General features: G+C 68.5%; 16 protein-coding genes. 8 read left to right on the top strand and 8 right to left on the bottom strand.

The window, feature by feature from the left end:
- The first annotated feature begins 177 nt into the window (after nucleotides 1–177).
- A complete protein-coding gene (locus CDO46_RS03785) occupies nucleotides 178–1,086 on the top strand; it encodes a LysR family transcriptional regulator (protein WP_087837220.1) in 909 nt (302 codons plus the stop codon).
- Between the two features lie 9 nt (nucleotides 1,087–1,095).
- Here the strand turns inward: CDO46_RS03785 and CDO46_RS03790 are convergent, their stop codons facing one another.
- Entirely contained in the window at nucleotides 1,096–1,764 is a 669-nt protein-coding gene (locus CDO46_RS03790; RefSeq protein ID WP_087837221.1) for a TetR/AcrR family transcriptional regulator, read from the bottom strand.
- A gap of 153 nt (nucleotides 1,765–1,917) precedes the next feature.
- Between CDO46_RS03790 and CDO46_RS03795 the strand changes: the two genes are divergently transcribed.
- Genes CDO46_RS03795 through fahA form a run of 3 tightly spaced genes read left to right on the top strand, consistent with a single transcriptional unit; the run spans nucleotide 1,918 to nucleotide 4,746 of the window.
- Nucleotides 1,918–2,490, top strand: a complete 573-nt coding sequence (locus CDO46_RS03795) for a cupin domain-containing protein (RefSeq protein WP_087837222.1) — start codon at nucleotides 1,918–1,920, stop codon at nucleotides 2,488–2,490.
- A gap of 25 nt (nucleotides 2,491–2,515) precedes the next feature.
- A complete protein-coding gene (locus tag CDO46_RS03800; RefSeq protein WP_087837223.1) occupies nucleotides 2,516–3,469 on the top strand; it encodes a tripartite tricarboxylate transporter substrate binding protein in 954 nt (317 codons plus the stop codon).
- Nucleotides 3,470–3,477: 8 nt separating this feature from the next.
- Nucleotides 3,478–4,746: a fumarylacetoacetase gene (gene fahA, locus CDO46_RS03805; RefSeq protein WP_087837224.1), complete on the top strand. Its 1,269-nt coding sequence runs from the start codon at nucleotides 3,478–3,480 to the stop codon at nucleotides 4,744–4,746.
- Nucleotides 4,747–4,781: 35 nt separating this feature from the next.
- On the opposite strand, the gene CDO46_RS03810 is transcribed toward fahA, so the two are convergent.
- Both CDO46_RS03810 and CDO46_RS03815 read right to left on the bottom strand, forming a co-directional pair.
- A complete protein-coding gene (locus tag CDO46_RS03810) occupies nucleotides 4,782–8,885 on the bottom strand; it encodes a translocation/assembly module TamB domain-containing protein (protein ID WP_132978947.1) in 4,104 nt (1,367 codons plus the stop codon).
- Complete coding sequence (locus CDO46_RS03815; protein ID WP_087837226.1) at nucleotides 8,882–10,723, bottom strand: autotransporter assembly complex family protein; 1,842 nt, start codon at nucleotides 10,721–10,723, stop codon at nucleotides 8,882–8,884. Before CDO46_RS03815 ends, CDO46_RS03810 begins: the two co-directional genes overlap by 4 nt.
- Before the next feature lie 395 nt (nucleotides 10,724–11,118).
- On the opposite strand from CDO46_RS03815, the gene CDO46_RS03820 reads away from it, so the two are divergent.
- Together CDO46_RS03820 and CDO46_RS03825 are read left to right on the top strand one after the other, a co-directional pair.
- Nucleotides 11,119–12,432, top strand: a complete 1,314-nt coding sequence (locus CDO46_RS03820; protein ID WP_087837227.1) for a hemolysin family protein — start codon at nucleotides 11,119–11,121, stop codon at nucleotides 12,430–12,432.
- Nucleotides 12,433–12,553: 121 nt separating this feature from the next.
- Entirely contained in the window at nucleotides 12,554–12,868 is a 315-nt protein-coding gene (locus CDO46_RS03825) for a hypothetical protein (RefSeq protein WP_087837228.1), read from the top strand.
- A gap of 46 nt (nucleotides 12,869–12,914) precedes the next feature.
- On the opposite strand, the gene CDO46_RS03830 is transcribed toward CDO46_RS03825, so the two are convergent.
- From CDO46_RS03830 to CDO46_RS03840, 3 genes are all read right to left on the bottom strand, one after another.
- Nucleotides 12,915–13,952: an esterase gene (locus CDO46_RS03830; RefSeq protein WP_087837229.1), complete on the bottom strand. Its 1,038-nt coding sequence runs from the start codon at nucleotides 13,950–13,952 to the stop codon at nucleotides 12,915–12,917.
- 181 nt (nucleotides 13,953–14,133) lie between these two features.
- Nucleotides 14,134–15,114, bottom strand: a complete 981-nt coding sequence (locus CDO46_RS03835; RefSeq protein ID WP_087837230.1) for a tripartite tricarboxylate transporter substrate binding protein — start codon at nucleotides 15,112–15,114, stop codon at nucleotides 14,134–14,136.
- A gap of 94 nt (nucleotides 15,115–15,208) precedes the next feature.
- A complete protein-coding gene (locus tag CDO46_RS03840; RefSeq protein ID WP_087837293.1) occupies nucleotides 15,209–16,288 on the bottom strand; it encodes a 4-oxalomesaconate tautomerase in 1,080 nt (359 codons plus the stop codon).
- Between the two features lie 60 nt (nucleotides 16,289–16,348).
- Between CDO46_RS03840 and CDO46_RS03845 the strand changes: the two genes are divergently transcribed.
- Nucleotides 16,349–17,257, top strand: a complete 909-nt coding sequence (locus tag CDO46_RS03845) for a LysR family transcriptional regulator (RefSeq protein ID WP_087837231.1) — start codon at nucleotides 16,349–16,351, stop codon at nucleotides 17,255–17,257.
- A 12-nt stretch (nucleotides 17,258–17,269) separates the two neighbouring features.
- On the opposite strand, the gene CDO46_RS03850 is transcribed toward CDO46_RS03845, so the two are convergent.
- Entirely contained in the window at nucleotides 17,270–17,602 is a 333-nt protein-coding gene (locus CDO46_RS03850) for a thioredoxin family protein (RefSeq protein ID WP_087837232.1), read from the bottom strand.
- 98 nt (nucleotides 17,603–17,700) lie between these two features.
- Here CDO46_RS03850 and metG point away from each other — a divergent pair, with 98 nt between their 5' ends.
- On the top strand, nucleotides 17,701–19,800 hold the full coding sequence (metG, locus tag CDO46_RS03855; RefSeq protein ID WP_254914553.1) for a methionine--tRNA ligase: 2,100 nt from the start codon (nucleotides 17,701–17,703) through the stop codon (nucleotides 19,798–19,800).
- A gap of 48 nt (nucleotides 19,801–19,848) precedes the next feature.
- Here the strand turns inward: metG and CDO46_RS03860 are convergent, their stop codons facing one another.
- On the bottom strand, nucleotides 19,849–20,103 hold the full coding sequence (locus tag CDO46_RS03860; RefSeq protein ID WP_087837234.1) for a DUF6356 family protein: 255 nt from the start codon (nucleotides 20,101–20,103) through the stop codon (nucleotides 19,849–19,851).
- Nucleotides 20,104–20,169: the final 66 nt, after the last annotated feature.

Here is a 20,169-nt window from a genome sequence, read left to right on the forward strand (position 1 = left end):
ATGCGCGAAATCGACGAAGAACGAGCCCGATGCGGGCAGAAGCGGGACGGACGGCGCACGACCCCATAGCGAGGATCTGGCCGGACCGCGCCTTCCCGCCAGGAATGGCTATCTCGATTCCGTTATGGAATATTTGATTATCACGGCCGCCCACCGGCCCCGACGAAGCCCGGACCCATGGATATCAAGCACGTCGACCTGCACCTCCTGATGATCTTCGACGCGGTGCTGGCCGAAGGCAACGTAACCCGCGCCGCGGATCGCATCGACATCAGCCAGTCCGCCGTCAGCAAGGGGCTGGCGCAGCTGCGCGAGATCTTCCGCGACCCGCTGTTCCTGCGGAACGGGCGCGGCGTCGTCCCCACCCACAAGGCCATGGAGATGGCCACCGGCGTGCGCCACGCCATCCTCGCCCTGAACGGACTGGCCTCGCCGTCCGAGCCCTTCGCGCCGCACGCCGCCCGCATGCACTTCAACATCGCGGCCACGGACTACGTCACCTTTACCCTGCTGCCCGCGCTCATGCGGCGCCTGGCCTCGGAGGCCCCTTCGGTGTCGGTGGCCATCCACCCCATCGAGCCCCTGATGCCCGAGGAATTGCTGCTGCTGGGCAAGGTGGACCTGGTACTGTCGCCGGTGGCCACCGCCACCTATCCCATCTACCGGCAGGAATTGTTCAGGGACGACTACGTCTGCCTGCACCGTATCGGCCACCCGCTGGATGGCCAGACGCTCGGCCCCCGCCAGTTCGCCTCGGCGCGGCACGTCGCCATGCCGCGCCAGAACGGCGCGCGCGAGCGCGTGCTGCAGGATGCGATGCAACAGCACGGCATCTCGCGCGACGTCGCCGCGCAGGTTCCCCACATGCTCGCCATCGCCCCCACGCTGGCCTGCACCGACCTGATCGCCACCGTCACCCGCCGCATCGCCCTGGCCTTCTGCGGTCTCTATCCGCTGCGCATGGCGCCCCATCCGCTGCCGCTGGGCGAGTTCGTCGTCTCGCAGCTCTGGCACGAACGGACCCATCCCAGCCAGTCCCAGCGCTGGCTGCGGGAATTGATCTTCGAGGTCTGCCGGGAGTTGTGATGTAAGGCGCTAGCCGGCGGCGGGCGCCGCCAGCCCCGCTGCCAGGAAATCCAGCAGGCGCGACAGGGTCAGGTCGACGCTGGCGGCGGACACCGGCGTGGCGCGCACGTCCGGCATCAGCCGGGCGACGCGGCCGTTGTCGGCGCGGATGTACATCATGCTGCCGAACACGCATTGCAGCCGCAGGTAGAGCTCATCCCGCGTCAAGTGGGGACAGGCGCGGGCCAGGATGTCGACGAACAGCCGGCCGACGTCGTCGTGGACGCCGAACACGATGTTCTTGACCGCCGGATCGGGCTCGACCGAGCAGATGGCCGACAGCCGGTTGAAGCGGGCGCCCTCCTCGGTCTGCCCCACGCGCATGCCCGGTCCGATGAAGGCCTCGAGCACGGCGCGCACCTCCGGCCGCGCCTGCGGGTCGGCGGGCACGCAGGCCTGCAGCAGCGCGTGCCGCTCGTCGTTCATCCGGCCCACGCGCGCCTCGAAGATCGCCCGCAGCAATCCTTCCTTGGTCCGGAAGTAGTAGTGCACGGCGGCCATGTTGACGCCGGCGGTGGCGGTGATCGTGCGCAGCGATACGCCGTTGTAGCCGTGCTCGGCGAACAGCCGCTCGGCCACGTCGACGATGCGGTCGCGGGTAGAGGCGGATTCGGCGGGATCGGCGGCGGGGCTGGGCATGGAGTCGTCCGGAAAGCGATAGGGAGCCTATGTTACCCGCAAAGCCTGGATTTTTGTTTCAGTCGATTGATTGAATCATTCGTTTGACCGAATGGCTGGGAATTCCTATGATGGACCCTGACGCGCCATCCGGCGCCCGCATGAGGAACCCCCATGAACGGAAAGATCCGCCGTGTCGTGACCGGCCATGACGAGCAGGGCCGCGCCGTCGTGCTGGAGGACGGCTATGCGCCCAACGTCCGCCACGATGCCAGCCGCCCCGGCTACTACCTGACCCAGCTGTGGCTGACGCCCACGGCCCCCGCGCCCATCGACAATGGCGCCGACCCCACCCTGGGGCCGGTGTCGCTGGCCCCGCCGAAACTGGGCACGGTGGTGCGCATCATCGAATTCCCGCCCGCCGGCCTGGAACTGCGCGACGTGGATGCCGATGCCGCCAAACAGGCGTTCTCGATGTTCGGCGGCCAGCATGCGCTGACCGCCCAGGGCGGCGGCAAGCAGCGCCACCCCTTCATGCATCGCACCGAAACCATCGATTACGCCATCGTGCTGTCGGGCGAGATCACCATGCTGCTGGATGAATCCGAGGTCACGCTCGGCGCCGGCGAAGTCCTGATCCAGCGCGGCACCAATCACGCCTGGACCAACCGCACGAACGAGCCGGCCCGCGTGCTGTTCGTCCTGGTCGACGGCAAGTTCGATCCGGCCCTGCCCGTGCAGCAGTAACCCCCACTCCAAGAGGAGACCAAGCATGTCTTTCAAGAAGATCCTGTTCGTTCCGCTCCTGGCCGCCATGTGCGCCACGGCCACCGCCCAGACCTACCCGTCGCGCCCGGTCGAGCTGATCGTTCCGTACTCGGCGGGCGGCAGCGTGGACGTCATGGCGCGCGCCTTCGGCCGCGAACTGTCCGAGATCCTGTCGACGCAGATCGTCGTCAACAACCGCGACGGCGCGGGCGGCACCATAGGCGTGGCCGCCGTGGCCTCCGCGCGTCCCGACGGCTACACGGTGCTGTTCTCGCCCTCGTCGCCGCTGACCCAGGCCCCCTTCCTGATGGGCCGCCTGCCCTACCAGCCCGACAGCATCACGCCGATCTGCCAGATCTTCGAGAACCCGTTCGTCATCGCCGTGCGCAAGGACTCGCCCATCCACAGCGTCAAGGAACTGCTGGACCAGGCGCGCCAGCAGCCGGGCAAGCTGTCCTACGGCCACGCCGGTCCCGGATCGGTACCGCACCTGGCCACGGCCAACCTGGCCAAGTCCTCGGGCGTGAACTTCAACGAGATCGCCTTCCGCGGCGATGCCCAGGTCATCCCGCAACTGCTGGGCGGCCACATCGACTTCGGCGCCCTGGGCGTCTCGTCGGTGGTGGGCAAGGACCTGCGCATCCTGGCGGTGTACGGCGACAAGCGCCTGGCCGGCCTGCCCGAGGTACCCGCCATCACGGAGTTCGGCATCAAGCACGCGGTCATCGCCCGCAACGGCCTGTACGTCAGCCGCGGCGTGCCGCAGGCCGCGCGCGACAAGCTCCAGCAAGCCTGCCACGCCGCCACGCAGAAGAGCGAATTCCAGAAGGCGGCCGGCCAGCTCTACCAGCAGGTCAACTACCTGGACAGCGCCACCTTCGCCAGCCGGCTGGCCAGCGACAACGACACCAACCGTGCGCTGATCCAGTCGCTCGGCCTGCTGAACACCGGCAACTGAGCGCGGCCATGTACGAGATCATCGATGCGTCGCTGCACGCCTTCATCGACGTCGAGCCCGACAGCGACTTCCCCATCCAGAACCTGCCCTACGGCATCTTCTCCACGCCGGACGGCGGGCTCCGGGCCGGTACCGCGCTGGGCTCCTGGGTGGTGGACCTGCACGCGCTCGAGCGCGCGGGACTGCTGCCCACGCCCTCGGGACCGGCGCTGTTCGGCCAGGGCAGCCTGAATGCCTTCGCCGCCGCCGGCCGGCCCGTGTGGAACGCGGTCCGGGCACGCCTGGCGGCGCTGCTGTCCGGCACCGACGCGCGCCTGCGCGACGACGCCGGATTGCGCTCCCGCGCGCTGCTGCCCATGCAGGCGTGCACGCTGCACCTGCCGTTCGAGATCGCGTCCTACACCGACTTCTATTCGTCGGAGGACCACGCCACCAACGTGGGCAAGCTGTTCCGGGATCCGGCCAATGCGCTCACTCCCAACTGGAAGCACCTGCCCATCGGCTACAACGGCCGCGCCAGTTCGGTGGTGCTGTCCGGCCACGACGTGCACCGCCCCATGGGGCAACTGCCCGTCGCCGGCGGCACGCCCGAGTGGGGGCCCTGCCGCCAGTTGGACTTCGAACTGGAAACGGCCTTCTTCGTGGGGCCGGGCACGGCCCTGGGCAGCCGGCTGGATCCCGATGCCGCGATCGCGCGCATTTTCGGGATGGTGCTGATGAACGACTGGAGCGCCCGCGACGTCCAGCGCTGGGAATACGTTCCCCTCGGCCCCTTCCAGGCCAAGGCGTTCGCCACATCGATCTCGCCGTGGGTGGTCACGCTGGACGCCCTGCAGCCCTTCCGGGTGGACGCCCCGCAACAGGATCCGGTGCCGCTGCCCTATCTGCGAGAAACCGATCGCCACGCCTACGACATCGAACTGTCGGTGGAACTCGGCACGCCGGACGGCGCATCCGCGACCATCACCCGCAGCAACTTCCGGCACCTGTACTGGACCATGGCGCAGCAACTCGCGCACCACACCAGCAGCGGCTGCAACCTGCGCACCGGCGACCTGATGGGCTCGGGCACCATCAGCGGGCCGAGCCCCGAGGCGCGAGGCTGCCTGCTGGAGCTGACCGAGAACGGCAGGCAACCCCTGGCCCTTGCAAACGGCAGCACGCGCGGCTTCCTGCAGGACGGCGACGAAGTCGTCATTCGCGGCCATGCCCGCCGAGGCGCGCTGCGCGTGGGTTTCGGCAGCGTACGGGGGCGGGTGCTGCCGGCCATTCCCTGAACGCGCGGGGGGCCGCAACGCCCCCCGAGTCTGCGTCAGTCGTCGAACAGCACGAAATACAGCAGGTCCAGGCCGTTCAAGGTGCCGCCCTTGGCCACCGCCGACAGGCGATTGCTCAGGCGGTAGCTGAGCTTGACCACACCGTCGCGGCCCGACAGCGCCTGTTCGAAACTGGCGTAGAGCCGGTCGGACAGGCGCTTGCCCACCACCAGGAACTGGTTGTTCGACAGGGCGTAGGCCGACGAGGTACTGTCCCCCGCCACCGTGCGGTCCGGCAGCAGGCCGCGGCTGCTGCCCACGTTGCCCGACCGCACGCCGATCTCGTCCAGCCCGAGCTGGCGCGAGATCGGTTCGCTGCCCTGCGGCCCCAGCAGCGACGTCGCCGCGCTCAGCAACAACGTGGCATCGGCGCCGCCTCCGCCTTCGTCGGGGCCCCGGCCCAGCAGCAGCCACGAGAGTTTTTCCACGTCGCTCACCTCGGGCGTGGAGACCAGCGCGATGCGGGGGCGGCGCGCCGTGCCGCTGATCCGCACGCCCGCCTCCACGCGCGGGCCGACACGCACCGCCACGACATCCAGCAGGGGATCGTCCAGCGGCCCCTGGAAAGTCAGCACGCCGCGGCGCACCGTCAGCGTCTGGCCATAGGCATCGAAGCGGCCGCCGCGCGTGCGGACCGTGCCGCTGGACGACAAGGCGCCGACCATGCCGACGATGCGCAGGTCGCCGGTGATGCCGGTATCCAGGCCGTAGCCTCGCAGGTAGAAGCGGTCGCCCAGCTTGGCGCCGACGTCGATGGCGATGCCCAGCGTCTTCTTCTGCCGCTCCTCGCCGGTACGGCGCACGTACACGTCGTCCGACAGCTTGGCCGGAGCCTGGGTGCCCATGTCGACCCAGCCGGTGTCGGCTTCGAACAGGCCCGCGATACGCATGCGGTCCGGGATGATGTCCATGTCCACCCGCCCCGAGCCGGCCACGAAGCGATCGGCGCGCTGGATCGCGGGGAAGCGTTCGGCCTTGAGAGTCGCGTGGCCCGAGGCCTGAGACATCCGCCAATCGGCGCTGATTTCCATCCAGCCGCCCTGGCTCTCGTTCTTGATCCACTGCTGCACCCGCGAATCGCGCGGGTTGACCCGGATCACGCTGGGAAAACGCAAGGATTCCAGCACGATGCGGTCATCCTCCAGCGTGGCCTTCAGCGTGCCGTCCAGCAGCCTGAGCCCGTCGTCCAGCCGTACGATCCGGATGCCTTCCCCCTGGAGGCCGCCGGAGGCATGCCATTGGCCGCCCGACTGGGCGACGCGCGCCGAACCGGCCACCTTGCCGCCCACCTCGACGCTGTCGCCGATGAACAGGCTGACCCAGCTCAGGTCCTTCAGGTCCACCTGGGCATCGAGCTGGGCCGGACGGTCACGGTCCAGGCCGATCGCGCCGCCACGGGCGATGACGCCGGCCTCGCCGTCCACCCGCACGCTGCCCACGCGGTCGCCCTCGACCAGGGCTTGCAGGACGATGCGGCTGTGGCCCGCGTTGCCATCCGGCGTCGCCCTGAGGCTGGCATCCAGCGTGCGCAGGCCCAGCGCCATGGGCGGCGTGCCGGGCACCCACAGGTCACCGCTGCGGCGGCGGATGTTCGCCGTCCCTTGCAGCGAACCGGCGAAACGCATGTCCCAGTCGGCATCCAGCACGATGACGCGCTCGCGCGGAATGGGCTTGCCGCCCAGTGCCTCGAGCAGGATCTCCGGCGCCCAGGCCAGTCCCTCGGCGCGGCCGCGCGACTCCCAGCGGCCGCCACCGCCGCGTGCCCCCTCGTTGACCAGCTTGCCGGTCTGCCCGCCCGGCAGGCGCAAGGCGATGCCAGCGGGCCCCACTTCCCATTGCCATTGCGGTGCCGCCGCGGACGGCACGTAACTCAGTTCCACCGGCGCCTCGAGCGACATGCCCAGCGGCGCGCGGGACAGGTCGAACTGCCCTACCTTGCCGCGCCAGCCGGGCGGCGCGCCCCGGCCCGGACCCGCGCCCCAGCCGCCGTCGAAACGGATCGCCAGCGTGGCCGGCGCCGACCGGTCGGCCGGCACGAACTCGGCATCCACCGTCCCTTCATGGCGCGCCATCGTGCCTTGCAGACGCAGGGTGGCTTGGCTCATGGTGGCCTGCGGCGCGCTGGACACGGCCACGTTGTCGATGCGCAGGTCGATGTCGGCCGGCGCGGCCGCGAACCCGCCCTGCGGACGCTTGCCGTTGACCGGCGATCCGCCCAGGCTCGTGCGCCCCTGCACCTTGCCCACGCGCACGCCGCCGGGCAACTGCAGGTCGCCCGCGTCCAGCGTCATGTCCAGCACCGGCGCATCCAGCGTTTCACCCAGCGAGCCGCGCGCGGACAGGCGGCCGTTCAGCAGCGATGACAAGGTCTGCAGGCGTGGCGCGTCCAGGTCGAAATCCAGCTTGTCGCCCGGGCGCCCGAACGCGCCCTTGGCCGTCAGCCGGTTGCTGCCGGCGTTCAGCGCCGCGTCGGCGCGCGTGACGCGCATGCCGGCAAAAGCCAGTTCGCCGTGCCCGCCCAGGGGCTGCCCGTTCCAGCGGCTGCCCTCCTCGATGCGCAGTTGTGCCGTCCCGCCCAGTTCGGGCAGCAAGGCCCCTTTCACCTCGGCTCGCGCCGAGACCTGGGCCGGCGGCAGGGCCTCGCTGCGCACCCAGTGGCTGGGGTCGAAACGGTCCAGCCGCAGCTCGGCGGCGAAGCGCCGGGGCTCGGCCAGTTGCAGTTCGCCCTTGCCGTTCGCGCGCGCCTCGCCGGCGGTCAGCGCGAACTGCGGAATGCGCACGACCTCGTCGCGCACGCCGGCCTCGAGCTTGAGCGCCAGCGGCACCTTGCGCGACCGGTCCGACAGGTCCGCGGTCAGCGACTGGACCGCCGCGTCGGCGGAGAACGTCAGCGTGCCCGCCAGCCTGGTCGGCAGCGCCGCGCCGTGCAGCCGCGACGCATCGATGCCGCTGGCCTGCAGCCGGCCCCGCACGCGTCCGGCGTCGCCGGCCGCGGCGTCGCGGCGCCAGTCCATCTGGCCCGACAGGCTCCCGCCCCCCGCGAACTCGATCAGGAGCGAGGCAACGTCCAGCGCGTCGAAGGTCTCGACCGGCGCGCTCAGTTGTCCCGATATCGCGGCCACCGGCACGCCGTCCTTGTCCAGCGGGCGCGGGGTGGAATTGGTCAGCGCGAACGGGCCTTGAAGCAGCGGCCGGCCGCTGCCGTCGGCCACCGCCAGGTCGGCGGTCAGGCCGAGGTTGGCGGATGGCGCGCCGGGCATCCAGGCGGCGGGATCGATGCCGTGCAATTGCAGCTTGAGGCCGCGCAGCGGGAATCCTTCCAGCAGCGCCGCCTGCCCCTCCGCATTCACGTCCACGCCCGCGCCGTCGCCCCTCACGGCGAAGGCCAGGCGTTCCAGCGATCCAGTGGCCGAGGCGCCCAGGTCGAACGCGTGCGCCGCCTGATGGCCGCCGGCATGCAGCGCCAGCTTCACCGGGAACGGCGCATCCGCGCCCACGCTGGCCTCGCCCCGCAGCGTCGCCTCGGCCTGCGGCGCCGCCACGTGCAGGTTGGCCAGCAGCACCCGGTGCTCGGCGCCCGACGACGTCGCGCGCAGGTCGATGCCGTCGAAACTGGCGGGCAGCCGTTCGCCATCCATCTCGATGTCCAGCGTGCCGAGCCCCAGCTTGTCCACGTCGATGGCAAGCGGCAGCCGCAGCGAGGTCAGCGGCGTGGCGGGCTCGTCGGACGGCCGCAGGTTCAGCCTGGCCCGCCGCGCCGACAATTCGGAAACGTGCAGCCGCGCCCCGCGCAGCGCGCGCCAGCGGACATCCAGGCGCAGCCTCTCCAGGTCGGCATCCAACGTCGGCAGCCGCAGTTCCAGCGCATCGATGTCCAGTCCGCCCAGCAGGGACCCGCGCACGCCCTCCAGGCGGACGGATCCGCCCGCCAGTTGCACGCCTGTGCGCACGGCCCAGGCCGCGCCGCTGGCCGAGGACGCGATCCATGCGCCCGCGCCGGCCACCGCGGCCACGCCCAGCGCGAAGACGCCCGCCACGGCCCAGGGCCAGCGGCGGCGACGCGGAGCGGGCTTGGGGGAAGGAGTGACGGGCCCGTTCAAAATGCGATCCCCAGGGAAAAGTGCAGGCGGATGTTCTTGTCGCGCAGCGCGTAGGCCAGGTCCACGCTCAGCGGCCCCGCCGGCGTGCGGACCCGCAGGCCCGCGCCCACGCCGGTCGCCAGCTTCATGTCCGAGAAGCGCGAGGCGACGTTGCCGGTATCGACGAAGATCGCCCCGCCCAGCCGGTCGTCGAAGTAACGCGTGGCCTCCACGCTGGCGACGAACAGCACGGCATCGCCCAGCACCGCGTTGCCCACCTGGCGCCCCAGGCCCAGGTAGCGATACCCGCGCACCGAACGCGCGCCGCCGGTGCGGAACGAGAAATCGTCCGGCACGCGATTGAGATCCTGCGCCCACAGGCGCCCGACCTCGCCGCGCACCGTGATGACGTCGCGCTTGGTGGGCGACCACCAGAACTGGCCGCGCGCGGTCAGCCGGTGGAAATGATTGCTGGCGTCGAGCGCGGTGCCCGCGCCGGCGCCCAGCGCGAACAGCGTGCCTTCGCGCGGGTCGTACTTGTCGTTGACGTCGCGGCGGATGATCTCGGCGGTGGCCGTGGCCGTGTTGGTGGTGAAGGAGTTGTAGCCGTCGATGTCGGTCATTTCGTGCGCGACCCGCGCGCCGTAGCGGGTCTCGTACTCGACGCGGCTCTGGAAACCGGCGGGATAGGTCTTGGCGCGGATGGCGCCCACCGCCAGCCGCCGCACGTGCAGGCCCTGCACGTCCGAGTCCTGCGCCAGCACGCCGAAGCTGTCGCGGAACCCGTTCTCGTTGGGCGCGAGATGGATGTCGGCATAGCCGAGCTTGCGCAGGCGGTCCAGCCGCAGCCCGGTCTCGAGCTCCACCGGCTGGCCCAGGACCACGTTCTGCCGGTAGATGGTCTCGATGCGCGGTCCCGCCTCGTCGTCCACGCCCAGCGCGACACTCATGCGGCGGGGACGCGATTCGACCACGTCCGCCAGCACCGGCAGCGTCAGGTGGCTGGGCCCCTGGTAGGCCCGCTCGGTGCGTGTCTGGTCCGGCTCCAGCCCCTTGGGCATCAGGGCCGGATCCTCTTCATGGTTGGGCGCGATGCCCTGGCGGTCGATGTCGAGCTTGGCACCCGAGAAGAACGGAGAAGACTGGAGCGTCTGCTGCCAGTCCACCATGCGGTCGCGGTCGTAGGGCTCGCCCGGGCGGATGCGGACATAGCGCTCGACCGTGCCCTGGGGCACGCGCTTCAGGCCCCGGACCTCGACGCCCGACAGGCGCACCGCAGGGCCGCTGTCGAGCTTGACGTGCAGCGCCGCCCGGGCACGGTCGGCGTCCACGTCCGCCGCCGTATCGACCAGGCGGGCCACCGGGAAATCGCGCTCGGACGCCGCGTCCAGCAGGTTGCGCTTGGCGGTTTCCCATTCGTCGTTGCGGAACGGGCTGCCTTCCTTCAGTTCCCAGTCCTGGCGCAGCTTGGCGACGCGCTCCTCGAACTCCGGACCGGATATGGCGCCCAGGAAAGAGATGTCCACGGTCTCGATGAGGGTGCGCTCGCCCGGGACGATGGTGATGTCCCAGGTGGGACCCGCCACGTCGGTGCCGGCCTCGAACTGGACCTCGGGCGAGAAATAGCCTTCGGTGGCCAGGGCGTCCAGCGTGGCCTCGCGGGCGCGGCGGCGCAGGCGTATGCCCTCGCCGCCGTCCTGGTCGTCGGCCATGTCCGCCATGCTGTCCACGGCGTGCGTGACGGCTTGCAGGGCGCTGGCAGGCAGCCCGCCCGGATCGATGGTGATCTCGGGCCGCGCCGCGAACGCGGGCTGGGCCAGCAAGGCGCACAGGACGGCGGGCGCGAAAGGCAGGCGCATCACGTCCGCGGAGCAGGCAATACGTTTCCGTTCGCGACTGCGGCGCCAGCCCCGTCGGCGCCCAGGAGAGGATCGATCATGCCGGGTACGGCCGCGCAGGCCCGTTCGACTGACAAACTCATGACGCTTCCGCTGTATTGATTTTCAACCGCAAGCATAGCGGATCATGCGCGTGTTCCGTGATCGCGCGCGGAGTATTGTTTCCATCTGTTTACGGCCGCTCCGGCGCCCGTAAGTAGCATTGCCCATTTGGAATACGGCCATCCTCGGCTAGACTACGGGGTCTTCATAACAGTAGGTGGGGGAAATTCGGTCAAATAAGACCGGTTTCGCTGGCGTTACAAGCGTTTTCCAACCAAAAGGGGAATGCCCGCCTGACCGACCCGCCTGAAAAAATGGAAATTGGCTTACTTCTGATTTTGTTCATCGCCAACGGCATTTTCGCCATGAGCGAGATCGCCGTTGTCACCGCCCGCAAATCCCGCCTGCAACAGCGCGCCGACGAAGGCGACGCCAAGGCCCGCGCCGCGCTCGAACTGGCCGAACACCCCACGCGCTTCCTTTCCACTGTCCAGATCGGCATCACCTCGATCGGCATCCTGACCGGCATCGTGGGCGAGGGCGCCCTGGCCAAGCCGCTGGCCGAGGCCATCCGCGACCACTTCCCGGCACTGGCGGACGCGGCCAGCGCGATCGCGCTGACCCTGGTGGTCATCGTCATCACCCTGATGTCCATCATCATCGGCGAGCTGGTCCCCAAGCGGCTGGGCCAGATGCACGCGGAGACCATCGCGGGCCTGATCGCCGCGCCCATGCGCCTGCTGTCGTGGGTCGCCACGCCCTTCGTCAAGCTGCTGTCGCTGGCCACGGACACGGTGCTCAAGCTCATGGGCGTCAGGGAAAACAACGACCAGCTCGTCACCGAAGAAGAAATCCAGGTACTGATGGCCCAGGGCGCCACGGCGGGCATCTTCGAACAGGCCGAGCAGCAAATGGTGCGCAACGTCTTCCGGCTGGACGAACGGCGCCTGTCCTCGCTCATGGTGCCGCGCTCGGACATCGTCTACCTGGACGTCAACGCACCGCTCGAGGTCTCGCGGGCGAAGATCGAAAGCTCGCACTACTCCCGCTTCCCCGTCGTGCGCGAAGACCTGTCGGACGTGATCGGCTTCGTGCGCGCCAAGGACCTGCTGGCCCAGCTCATGGCCGGCGAGCCGCTCGATCTTGCCAGCCGGCTGAGCCCGGTGCTGTACGTACCCGAAACGTTGACCGGCACCGAGCTCGTCCAGAATTTCCGCGACTCGCACACCCAGACGGCGCTGGTCGTGGATGAATATGGCGACGTACAAGGCCTGGTGACCTTGCGCGACGTGCTCGAAGCCATCGTCGGCGAATTCCATACCTCCACCGCGCCCGAGGAATCCTCGGCCGTGCAGCGCGAGGACGGCTCGTGGCTGCTCGACGGCCTGCTCGACGTGCACGAGATGGAGGATATGCTGGGTTTACAGCATCTACCCGAAGGCGATTCGGGCACTTACCATACGCTGTCCGGCATGCTGATGCTGCTGCTGGGCCGCATCCCGCACACCGGCGAGCAGGTCGACTGGGCGGGCTGGAACTTCGAAGTGGTCGATATGGATGGCAAACGCATCGACAAGGTCATCGCCACCCGCATCGAACCGGTCGAAACCCCGGAAGAACCCTATTGAACCTGGCCGCGGACGTCCCCACCTGCAAGGTGAGCCCGAAAAACCGGGAACTTTTCCAAGCCCGCCGCCGCCCAAACGCTTTCACCGCCCGCTCCGGGCGCTCCCGCCCGACGCACCACCTATGACTGACACCATCGCCAAATTGCTACGCACCGCCTTCGTGGCGGGCATCGCCCTGGTCGGCATGATCATGGCGGCCATCCTCCTCGCCTCGACCGCCGTCGCCCTGGCCATCGTCTATGTCGTGGCCAAGCTGCGCGGCAAGCCGTTCGTCGCCAATACCTACTGGAAGCGCTCCCAGACCCGCTGGGGCTTCGGCGGCGGCAACGCCGAGGGCGCCACCGCGGCGGCGGCCCCCGCCCGCTCCACGAGCGGCTACGCCAACCGCATGAAGCGCAGCGACATCGTCGACGTCGAGGTAAGAGAGCTGTCCTGAAAGGCAAGCCCTCCCCCATGCGGCCTTCGGCCGCTCCCTCGCCAACCTACCGATACAACCCGCGTTTGGCCAGCCACTCGTTGATCAGCGCGGACACTTCCAGGTTGTTCTTGTCCATCATCACCATGTGGGAATTGCCCTTGATACCCACCTTGGGCAGATCGACCTCGTCCACCTGGCCGCCGGCCTCCCTGACGGCCTGGGCGAAGCGCGCGCCCTTGGCGCGGATCGCCGGCCAGCGCGAGTCCTGTTCGATGTAGTCGCCGTACACCATCAGGGCGGGCACCGACTTCAACGCCGCGATCTTTTCCTTGTCCTCGTCGCCAACCTCGGCCGGCTCGACCGCCACCACGGCGCGGATCTTGTCCGGGCGTGCCTGCGCGGCCTGGAAACCGAACTTGCCGGCCTGGCTGTGCACCAGCAGCACGCACGGGCATACCTTGTCCACCAGTTGCAGATAGGCCTTCAGCGTGGGCTCGTCCGTGGTGATCCACCGGGGCACGAACTGCCGTGAAAACTGCCAGATCTGGTCGGCGGGAAACTGGTTCCCGGGCAGCAGCTTGCGCTTCGCCGGATCATCGCTCCACGACCCCGCCCCGCCGATGCGGAAGCGCTCGTAGGCATTGGCCGCGGTGACCAGCACCGGATCGCCCTGCCACACCGGCTTGGCCGTGGCCGGCCATCCCGAACGGCCACGCTCGACCGCGTCCGAGTTGTAGACCGCCCATCCCTTGCGCAGGAAATCGTTCAGCCACCCGGGCCGGCCATCGGGCGTCGTCTCGTACGTCACCCCCGTCAAACCGCCGCCATGCCACATCAAGAGCGGCACCGCGCCCTTGCGGGGCTCGGGGATGAAGTACTGCACGTACATCTGCCCGACCATGTAGGTGCCGTTGGGATCGATCTTCAGCGGCACGCCGTTGGCGGTGAACTTCACCTCCTTCACCGGCTCGCCCGACACCACGAAAGGCTCGCCGCCGATATGGAACGACCCCATGTCGCGCAACACGATAGGCTGCGCCACCGCCGCCACCGCCCAAGCCGCCGACAACACCGCCGCGGCTACTGCAACGCTTCTCTTCATATCTCCTCCTGATAAAGAAAAAGGCGGTGCAAGCACCGCCCTCCACGCCATTCCCGGATGCCCCGCAAGACACACCCAGGGCCAGCCACAATCTCATTCCCCAGGATGCGGTGGATCCGGCTCCGCCGGTCCACCCGCATCGCCCCCTGGGGGGCGCGCGTAAGCGCGTAGGGGGGGACCCTTACTCAGTCGTGATCTTCGCCGCTTCCACCACCTTCTTCCAGCGAGCCACTTCGGACTTCACGAATTCACCCAGCTCCTGCGGCGTGCTGCTCTTCGTGTCGGCGCCCTGCTCCTTGAACTTGGCGATGACTTCGGGGTCATGCAGCGCGGCGTTGAGCTCCTTGTTCAGGCGCTCGACGATGGCGTCGTCGGTGCCGGCCGGCGCGAACAGCGCATACCACTGGGGCACGCTGACGCCCTTGACGCCCAGCTCTTCCAGCGTCGGCACGTCCTTCAGGACATCGGAACGCTTGTCGCCGGCCAGGGCCAGGGCCTTGATCCGGCCCGAGGCCAGGTGAGGATAGGCGCTGAACAGGCTAGGGAACATGACCTGCGTCGTGCCGGCCAGCGTGTCGGTCATCGCCGGCGCCGAGCCCTTGTACGGCACGTGCAGCATGTTGGCGCCCGTCACCATCTTGAACAGCTCGGCCGTGACGTGCGGCGCGGTGCCGGCGCCCGCCGAGGCGTAGCTCAGGCCCTTGGGATCCTTCTTGGATTTCTCGATCAGGTCCTTGACCGAGGTGATGCCGGAGGACGAGGACACGACCAGCAGCGTGGGCGAGCTGGCCAGCAGGCCGATGGGCTTGAAGTCCTTGACCGGGTCGTAGCGCAGCTTCTGCAGCGCGGGGTTGATGCCGTGCGTGGCGATGTAGCCGAACAGGATGGTGTAGCCATCCGCCGGGGCGCGCGCCACGTACTCGCTGCCGATGGCGCCCTGCGCGCCGGCCTTGTTGACGACCACGACGCTTTGCTTGAGGCTGTCGCCCATCTTCTGGGCGATGACGCGCGCGAACGCGTCGTTGCCGCCGCCGGGAGCGGTGGGAACGACGATGGTGATCGGGCGCTCGGGCCAGGCGGCCTGGACGCTGGCGGCGCCCAGGGACAGGGTGAAGGCAGTGGCAAAGGCGGCGATCGCCGGCACTCGGAACGAGGCTTGCATGAATGAGTCTCCGTGTGATTCTTCGGAACTACCGAAGCGTAAGCGGCTTCCGCCAGGCGCTCGACGATGGCGCCCGGAGGCGGATGACGCGGTCCTAAAAAAAGCGTGCGGGAATGTAAAGCTGCCCTTCCATGATTTTCCGGGCGGTGCGAATCAGGCCTGCACCGCACACTTCGATCGAAGGCGCGGTGCCGCGCAATTCGACATCGACCTCGATGCGCCCCGAGGGGTGCGCCACGGCGATGCGATGCATGCCGGCCGCGCGCGGCGCGCCCAGCTCGAACGCCACCGTGCCCGGCGTCACGAAGGCGGTTGCCACACCGATGGCGCCGGTCACCGCATGCGAGCGGTGGCACTTGTGCGGCGTGAAATACCGCGACACCACCGTATCCGCATCCGCCGACGCGCTGACCAGTACGGGCTTGGGAATGACGCTGTCGGTGACGTCGCCCAGGCCCATGCGCCGGCCGGCCTCCAGGCGCAGGGACTCCAGCCGTGCCAGCATGGCCGTGTTGGCATCCAGCTCGGCCGCCGTCTCGTCGCCCTTCACGCCCAGTTGCGATGCGCGCACGATCATCAGCGGCATGGCCGCATCGATGCAGGTGACGGGCACGCCGTCGATGACGTCCTGGGTGTTGCCCGTGGGAAACACCTTGCCCGTGACCGAGCCCCAGGCATCGAGGAAGTTCAGCCGGATCGGCGCGCCGGTGCCCGGCACGCCGTCGATGCGGGCATCGCCCTCGTATTCGGTCTTGCCGCCCGGCGTCTGCACCACGGCATCGATGGTCGAATTCGTGTTGACATTGTAGATCCGCACGCGGGTCTCGCCGTCGCTGGCGGCGACCATGCCCTGGTCGATCGCGAAGGGCGCGACGCCGGACAGCATGTTGCCGCAGTTGGGGCGGGTGTCCACCAGGGCGCGGTCGACCGACACCTGGGCGAACAGGTAGTCGACGTCGCAACCGGGACGCGTCGAGGGCGAAACGATGGCGACCTTGCTGGTCAGCGTATTGGCCCCGCCCAGCCCGTCGACCTGCAGTTCGTGCGGCGAGCCCATGGCCGCCAGCAGCACCTGGTCGCGCTTGGCGACGTCCTGCGGCAGCCATTCGGCGCGAAAATAGGGACCGCGGGACGTACCGCCCCGCATCAGTACACAAGGTATGGCTTTTTGCATGACGAAATGATGCACCTGGCTTGTGCATTAGTAAATTGCATTTTTTATATAATTTGATGCATGGCACGCATTAGTTTCGACCTCCAGGAATTGCAGGCTTTCGTCGCGGTGGCTGAACGCTCCAGCTTTCGCGCGGCCGCAGACGACCTGCACCTTTCCCAGCCCGCGCTCAGCCGGCGCATCGAAAAGCTCGAGGCCATTCTTGGTGCGCGCCTGCTGGACCGCACCACCCGGCACGTTTCGCTCACCAATGTGGGGCGCGTGTTCCTCGAACGGTCGCGCGCCGCACTGGACGAGCTGGAAAGCGCCATGCTGGGCGTGAGCGACCTCGCGGCACAACTGAGCGGCCTCGTCACGGTGGCCTGCGTACCATCGGTGGCCTATTACTTCCTGCCCTCGGTGCTGCGCGACTTCACCGCCAAGCACCCGCGCATCCGGGTGCGCGTCATCGACGAAGGCGCCAACACCGTCCTGAACGCGGTCATCTCCGGCCGGGCCGATTTCGGCGTGAACTTCATCGGGACCCAGGAGGCCGAGGTCGATTTCAAGGCCATCTTCAAGGAAAACTTCGTGCTGGCCGCGCGCAAGGACCATCCCCTGGCCCGGCGCAAGTCGGTCACCTGGGAGGACCTGACGCGGGAACGCGTCATGACCGTCGACAAGGGCAGCGGCAACCGCCTGCTGATCGAGGCCGCGCTGGCCAAGAGCGGCAAGCGGTCGCAGACCGCCATCGAGGTCAGCCACATCCTGACCCTGCTGGGCATGGTGGAGGCCGGCCTGGGCGTGGCCGCCGTCCCGCAACTGGCCCTGCCGCTGACCACGCACGCGACCCTGGTCGGGATTCCGCTGTCGCAGCCGCGCGTCAGCCGCACCCTGGGCCTGATCTCCAAACATGGGCGGCCGCTTTCCCCGGCCGCCAACTTGCTCTACGACATGCTGCGCAACGCCGGCCGCGCGGCGCGCGCCTGACGGCGCCCGCCTTCAGGCCGGCGGATCGATCAGGGCCAGCGCCTCGCGTATCTGCCCCGCCTGGCCGGGGCGCACCAGGCGCGCCACTTCGCGTCCCCGGTCCAGGAACACGAGCGTGGGCCACAGCTTCACGCCGAACGAGCGCCCCAGCGGCCGGCCCTTGCCGTCCTCGATCTTGAGATGCCGGACCTTGGCATGCCCCTCGAAGGCGGCCTCGATCAGCGGCTGGGCCGCCAGGCAATGCCCGCACCAGGGCGCGCCGAACTCCAGCACCGTGGGCTCGCCCAGGGCGTCGATCTCGTCCCGGGCGGGTTCCCGGGTCGCGTAAACGGTGTTCATGGACATGGATACCTCCTTGCGCCCAGTATGGCAAAAACGGCGGCCCGGCGGCGCACGCAAGCGCCGTGCCCGGCCATCCGTCGTCCCAGCGGCTAAAATCCCCCATTCGATACTTTCATCGCCCCCTCTTTTCCCGCCCCATGTCGCGCACACTCTTCGTCACCACCGCCCTGCCCTACGCCAACGGATCCTTCCACATCGGCCACATCATGGAATACATCCAGGCCGACATCTGGGTCCGCAACATGCGCATGCAAGGCCATACGGTCCACTTCGTGTGCGCCGACGACGCCCATGGCGCGCCCATCATGCTGAAGGCGGAAAGCGAAGGCATCACGCCGCGCGAACTCGTCGCCCGCATCGCCGCCGAACGCCCCAGGTACCTCCAGGGCTTCCACATCGCATTCGACCACTGGCACTCCACCGACACCGACGAGAACACCGAGCTGTCGCGCCAGATCTATCTGAAACTGCGCGATGCCGGCCTGATCGAGACCCGCACCATCGAGCAGTTCTACGACCCCGTCAAGGGCATGTTCCTGGCCGACCGGTACATCAAGGGCGAATGCCCCAAGTGCGGCGCCAAGGACCAGTACGGCGATTCCTGCGAGGTCTGCGGGGCCGTCTACGCCCCCACCGACCTGCGCAATCCGTATTCCACCCTGACCGGCGCCACGCCCGTCCTCAAGACGTCGGACCACTTCTTCTTCAAGCTGTCCGACCCGCGCTGCTACGCCTTCCTGCAGGAATGGACCGGCAGCGTCAACGGCAACGGCACGCCGCGCCTGCAGCCCGAGGTCTACGCCAAGACCCGCGAATGGCTGGGCGAGGAAGGCAAGCTGGCGGACTGGGACATCTCGCGCGACGCGCCCTACTTCGGCATCGAGATCCCCGATGCGCCGGGCAAGTATTTCTATGTCTGGCTCGACGCGCCGGTGGGCTACCTGGCCTCGCTGAAAGCCTATTGCAAGAAGACCGGCCTGGACTTCGACGCCCTGCTCGATCCGCAGTCCGATACCGAGCAGTACCACTTCATCGGCAAGGACATCGTCTATTTCCACGCCCTGTTCTGGCCCGCGATGCTGCATTTCGCCCAGCGCAAGACGCCCGACGGCCTGCACGTCCACGGCTTCATCACCGTCAGCGGCGAGAAGATGTCCAAGAGCCGCGGCACCGGCATCTCGCCGCTGCGCTACCTCGACCTGGGCATGAACCCCGAGTGGCTGCGCTACTACATCGCCGCCAAGCTCAACGCCCACGTCGAGGACATGGACTTCAACCCCGAGGACTTCGTCGCGCGCGTCAACAGCGACCTGGTCGGCAAGTACGTCAACATCGCCAGCCGCGCCTCGAACTTCCTGATCAAGCATTTCGACGGCCAGCTCTGCTATGAAGGCGGGACGCCCATCGAACTCGAGAACGAGCTCAACGCCGCGGCGACGCTCGTGCGCAACGCATTCGAGGCGCGCGAGTTCGGCAAGGCCATCCGCGAGATCATGGCCACCGCCGACCGCATCAACCAGGCCTTCGACGCGGCCCAGCCCTGGGTGCTGGCCAAGCAGCTGGATGACGCGGACAGGAAGCGCGAACTGCACGAGATCTGCTCGCGCACCATGATCGGCTTCAAGGCGCTGTCGGTCATGCTGGCGCCGGTCCTGCCCGAGCTGACGCGGCGGGTGGCGCACGAGCTGTTCGGCCTGGGGCGCGATTTCGAATGGCGCGACGTGGTCGTGCCGCCGCAGCGCATCGCGCCCTACAAGCACCTTGCGCAGCGGGTCGACCCGAAGCTGCTCGACGCGCTGCTGGAAGCGCCCGCCGCGCCGGCGCCCGCGGCGCCCACGCCCGGCGGCGAAGAGATTGCGCCGGCCATCACCATCGACGACTTCGCCAAGATCGACCTGCGCATCGCCAGGATCGTCAATTGCGAATACGTGGAAGGCTCGGACAAGCTGCTGCGGCTGACGCTGGATGCCGGCGAAGGCCGCACCCGCAACGTATTCTCCGGCATCAAGTCGTCCTACAAGCCGGAAGACCTGGTCGGCAAGCTCACCGTGCTGGTGGCCAACCTCGCGCCGCGCAAGATGAAGTTCGGGGTATCCGAGGGCATGGTGCTGGCCGCGAGCCACGCCGATGAAAAGACGCAGCCCGGCATCTATGTGCTGGAGCCCGTGGCGGGCGCCCAGCCCGGCATGCGCGTACGGTAGGCGGCGCGGCGGGCCGTGCCTTCGCCCGGGGGGCGGCGCCCGCCGGGCCTAGCGCGCCCGGGCTTGCGGCGTCTGCCCGGCCGGCGCGTGGCCGGCCTTGACGCGATTCACCACCATCTTGTCGTTCAGGTTCTTGATGATGGACGAACCGGTGCGCACGCACAGGAACGGGAACAGGCCGTGGATCAGGGCCGCCAGGCCGCCCATCAACATGCGGAACGCGAACCCCCACGACGCGGCGAGATGTTCGAAGTACGTCTCACCCACGGAAGCGGGATGCGAAGTGAACGACCATTTGCTCATGGGAATGTCGGAAAGTAGGGAAACCGGGGAATACTTTATCAATTGAGCCCCGCAAAATTACTGCAA

The organism is Pigmentiphaga sp. NML030171, from assembly GCF_002188635.1.
GTDB lineage: Bacteria > Pseudomonadota > Gammaproteobacteria > Burkholderiales > Burkholderiaceae_B > Pigmentiphaga > Pigmentiphaga daeguensis.